Annotated in this window: 5 protein-coding genes and 1 pseudogene; all 6 read left to right on the top strand. The window is 68.6% G+C overall.

The window, feature by feature from the left end; genetic code table 11:
- The coding region (locus ACIBK0_RS51710; RefSeq protein WP_399097489.1) for a hypothetical protein at positions 1-431 on the top strand (431 nt) is incomplete at its 5' end.
- A gap of 5 nt (positions 432-436) precedes the next feature.
- A complete protein-coding gene (locus ACIBK0_RS51715) occupies positions 437-703 on the top strand; it encodes a DUF4235 domain-containing protein (protein WP_399097491.1) in 267 nt (88 codons plus the stop codon).
- A gap of 39 nt (positions 704-742) precedes the next feature.
- Positions 743-918 (top strand): annotated as a pseudogene (locus tag ACIBK0_RS51720) (IS5/IS1182 family transposase); the annotation flags it as partial.
- 79 nt (positions 919-997) lie between these two features.
- Complete coding sequence (locus ACIBK0_RS51725) at positions 998-1285, top strand: hypothetical protein (protein ID WP_399097493.1); 288 nt, start codon at positions 998-1000, stop codon at positions 1283-1285.
- 120 nt (positions 1286-1405) lie between these two features.
- Entirely contained in the window at positions 1406-1645 is a 240-nt protein-coding gene (locus ACIBK0_RS51730) for a hypothetical protein (protein WP_399097495.1), read from the top strand.
- A 320-nt stretch (positions 1646-1965) separates the two neighbouring features.
- Positions 1966-3207: a PP2C family protein-serine/threonine phosphatase gene (locus tag ACIBK0_RS51735; RefSeq protein ID WP_399097497.1), complete on the top strand. Its 1242-nt coding sequence runs from the start codon at positions 1966-1968 to the stop codon at positions 3205-3207.
- The last annotated feature ends 1502 nt before the right edge of the window (positions 3208-4709 follow it).

Raw genomic sequence — 4709 nt, forward strand, 5'->3', positions numbered from 1 at the left:
GTCACACCACGCCCACCTCCATGCCGCTTGACACCAAACGACATGGGGTGTCTGACCAGCTGATCAGCACCTCCCGCACGCCGGGGGAACCTCAGACCGATGTCAAGGCCCGCGCCCAGGAGAAGGCCGCCGAGGTCAAGCAGCAGGTCGCGGCCAGGGCCGGAGAGCTCAAGGCCAAGGCCGCTGACGTCGCGCACCAGGTGCGGGACAAGGTGCCCGACCCGGTCAAGGACAAGGCCGGTCAGGCCGCTGACCAGGCACGGGCCAAGGCGGCCCGGGCCGGGCGCGTGTGGGAGAAAAAGGCGCCCGAACCGGTGCGGCAGAAGGCCGCCCAGACAGCGCACGCGGCGCGGGACCACCGCATCATGCTGCTGGCCGCTGCGGGCGTGGCCGCCGCGGCGTGGCTGGCATGCCGCCGCAGGAAGGGATGAAGCCGATGAAAGCATTGACGATCGCCTACAAGCCGGTCGGTCTCGCCCTTGGAGCCGTCAGCGGCATGCTCGCCGGCACAGTGTTCAAGCAGGCGTGGAAGATGCTCGGTCACGACGAAGACGCCCCTGATGCCACCGATGAGGACCGTACCTGGCGTCAGGTGCTGCTCGCCGCCACCCTGCAGGGTGCGGTCTTCGCCGCGGTCAAAGCCGCCGTCGACCGCTTCGGCGCCACCGCGACCCGCCGCCTGACCGGCACCTGGCCCGACTGACGGTGGTTTTCACATCGGTACAGCAGTAGCCGCCTGCACGCTGCGGCGAAGGAAGTCCTCTTCCGCCTGCGCCTCATGCACCCCGAGACCACGATCGTGTGGGCCGACTCCGCCTACGCGGGAAAGCTCGTCGACTGGGCAAAACAGCACCTCAACCTGACCCTCAAGCCGGTCAGCCGCCCCAAAGGACGCATCCGGCTTCGTCGTCCTGCCTGCAACTGGGCCTCGAACGCGATCCGCAACAGCGGCAACATCCACCGCAGCTACGAAGGCCGCCAGCAGATCGTCGGCACCGTGGCCGGGGACAGACTCGACTTCCCCCACTTCACGATCCTGGCCAGATCACAGCGGACCATTACCACCCGGTGGATCGCCCCCCACTTCTTCTGCGTCTGCCAGACATCGCTCACCTTCCCCACCGCCAACGGCAAGCACCTCACCCGCACCGCCCGCATCGTCATCGTCCCCCTGCCCCAGATCCTCGGCCTGCTCGCAGCCGCTCTGCGCCTGTTCCTCCTCACCCGCAAAGGCGTCCACTATCAGAAGGCCCTTCTCAACGCAGCACGCGGCAACCGGCAGTAACCCGAACCCGACGCCACGACACGACACGCAGTGCTTTGGCCGCACCGGCCTGCACCCGGGCACCGACCCAACACCTGAACGAGTGAGCCTTGCCCGCGGCACGCCGGGTAGGCGCACTCGGTGACCGCCTCTTTGGAATCAGCGCCGCCCGCGATGCGGCAGATCATCGAACAGATCGCAGCCGCCGTGCACGAGGGAGACGATGCCGCACTGCCGTATCTACTCGAATGCTTCGCGGAAATAGCAGATCTCCAGGCTCTCTTCGCCCTGCGACAACGGCTCCGGCAAGACCTGCACCGCCAGCCGGGACCGGCGGGCGACAGTCCTGAAACGGAGCCCCTGCCGCTTGCAAGCAACTGAGGCCCGCTGCCCTGCAGCTCCCTGCACGGCCCGGGGAGGCAGACCAGGACCTCCGACACCCCGATGCACGCGTCGGCTCAACGCCACGGCAAGACCAAAGAGAGCGACACGCAGGTGTCAAAACGGCTGGTGCGGTCGCAGCCAGGCGGTACGACGGCGCCACCTGAAGGAAGCGGGCCTCCCCCCAGCAGACGAAGAAGGGCTTGGCTCTGAGCAGCGGTTCTCCGGCACTCCATGGCCCTGCCACGCTGGTGTGGTGGTCGGCAACGCGCATAGTGGAACCAGAGAGGGGGGCCGCGGACGGGAGGGAGAGGGCGCCCGTGACCACACGGCCGATCAACTACCAGGCGTTGTTCGCCGCCACCCCCAGTCCGTATCTGGTGCTGGGCCCCGATCTCGTAGTCCTCGACCTCAACGAGGCGTACTGCCGCGCCACCGGCCGTTCCCGGGAAAACCTGGTCGGGCACTACTTCTTCGACGCTTTCCCCGATAACCCGGCCGACCCCGACGCCGACGGGGTGCGGAACCTGAGTGCTTCCCTGCACTGGGTTCTGCGTTCCAGGGAGCCGGACACGATGGCGGTACAGAAGTACGACATCCCCGTGCCCGCCCGCCCCGGGGTGTTCGAGGAACGGTGGTGGTCGCCGATCAACACCCCGGTGCTCGGACCCGACGGGCAGGTGGCGTGGATCATCCACCGGGTGGAGGACGTGACCGAGTTCGTGCTCTCCCATGGTGCCCACCGGCAACCGGATCAGGTGCCCAGCGGGAGGCAGGCTATGGCGGCCGAACTCTATGTGCGGGCACGGGAGCTCCAGCGGCTCAATGAGCAATTGCGGGAGGCCCACGCCAGGGAGCGGAAGGTTGCCGTCACCCTCCAGGAGGCCATGCTGCAGTCCCCGGATCTGGCCCGACACCAAAGCATCGCGGTGCGCTACCTGCCCGCAGCCAAAGGGCTCAACTTGTGCGGCGACTGGTACGACGTGGTGGACCTGCCCGACGACGCCTTCTCCGTTGCCGTCGGCGACGTCGTCGGCCACGGCCTGGAGGCGGCCGCGGTCATGGGCATGCTCCGCAGCGCACTGTCCGCCGCCGTCCGTGCCCTGCCCGAGCCCGCCAGCGCCATCGGGGTCTTGGACCTGTACGCCCGCTCGGTGGAAGGGGCACTGGCCACCACCGTGGTCAAAGCGGTCATCGACACCCGCCGTCGGCACATCACCTACAGCAGCGCTGGCCACCCCCCACCGGTTCTCACCCGCCCCGACGGCACCTTCGTCCTGCTCGATCAGGCCACCGACCCCCCGCTGGGAGCCCGCCTCCGGCATGTCCCCCGGCCCCACGCCGACGTGTCCTACCGTCCCGGCGACACCCTCGCGCTCTACACCGACGGGCTCATCGAACGCCGCGGCGAGGACATCGACGCCGGCCTGCACCGGCTCACCGACATCCTGGCCGCCCATGCCCGCCTTGCCCCTGAACACCTGGCCGACACCCTGCTGTCCCGCTTGGGGTGCAGCAGCGACGCAGACGACGACATCGCTTTGATCATCGTCCGCCTGTAGCGCCTCCATCACCGCATGGACACCGGCATTCAGCGGACGAGGGAGGACCGACGCGCTACCTGCGGCCCCATTACCGGACCTCACCGCGGTGATGCGGGCGCGGAGACCGGCCCTGCCGCTGTCCGGGGGCCACTGCCAGCAGGACCTCAGTCTCAGGCTCAGTGCCTGTGCCAGAAGTCGCCGATTTCGGGGATAGTCCGATCTCTTCTGGGCAGCAGGGCACGTATCGAGGATCGAGCCGCTGGAGGCCGCGATGGTCTATTTGCCTGAGGAGGACTACGGGTCCTTGAGGAGGGCCAGCACGCGGCTCGCGGCGGGGGCGAGGGATGTGACACGCGGCTTTCTGTCCGTGTTCGCGCCAGACGGCGGCGCGGAGTCGGATGCGGTACTGCTGGTGGTGTCCGAACTGGTCACCAGCGCGGTGCGGCATGCCGGCGGAGTAACGGCCTTCGCACTGAGAGCCGGTCCGGGAACGCTGACGGTCACGGTGGAGGACGCCAGCCGTGTGCCTCCGTGCCCACGAACGACGGATGCGGGCGAGCCGGGTGGGTTCGGCTGGTTCTAGGTGCAGAACCTGGCGATGGACGTGCAGGTCAGCGTCAGGCCGAGCGGGAAGACAGTGTCGGCAGTCCTGTCGTTGCCTCATCGCGTCGCTTCGAGGTACGTCAACCCTCTGGGCTGGGGGCCTCCGTCGGCGTGATGGCAGGGGCCGGATGGTGGACAGAAGCGTTTCTGCCGCACGGCGTGCTCGTTGCTCCGGCATGGAACCGGATGAGGACAGCGGTTTGGCTCCGACTGCCCCGGCCCGCCTGCTGGGCGCCTACTGGCTGATGGCCGACTCTCCCTGTGATCGGCCGGGATGCGTGCAGTGTCGGCCGGGGCATCCCACCGCAGCAGATTGGCTCGTAGCGGAGGCAATCAACGGTGACCCTCGCGAGCGGCGCTCGCCGCCTCTGCGGGCGGACGCGTCCATGCCGTGGGCCGCGATGGCGCGGACGGTGATAGTCGCAGCTGCCGCAGCCGCGACCGCGGCTGCGGCCTGGGCGGCCCTCGGGCACGCCGGCACCTGAGGCCGGGCGGCCGACAGCCGACATCGCGGACCCTCTCGTCCGTGGTCAAGCGACAGGTGCCATCGAGGCCTTCAGACCGAGGCAGTGATGCGTGCTGTCGGCGACGACATCACCGATGCTTCATCCACGCGCCTCTAGCCGCCTGAGCACTCCCGCCTGCCGCGCAGACCGCCTCATCGAGCGGGATCAGGCCAAGAGCCTGGTCACGCGCCCGGCGGCCCCTCGCCGGCCACTGCACGGTGCGCGAGAGACAAGGCCTGGTACCGGGCCAGCGCTCGCCGTAGCTCGTCCCGTTCGGCGTCCGGCAGGGTGCCGCCTTGAGCGAATTTCAGCACGTCTTAGACGTCATCTCATTTGGATCGGTAGCCTGTCGGTCGTGGTTTCGATCGTAGAGCGGCTGGTGCCGGATGAGTTGTGGGAGCTGTTCCAGCG

This window comes from Streptomyces sp. NPDC050564, assembly GCF_044457265.1.
Taxonomy (GTDB): domain Bacteria; phylum Actinomycetota; class Actinomycetes; order Streptomycetales; family Streptomycetaceae; genus Streptomyces.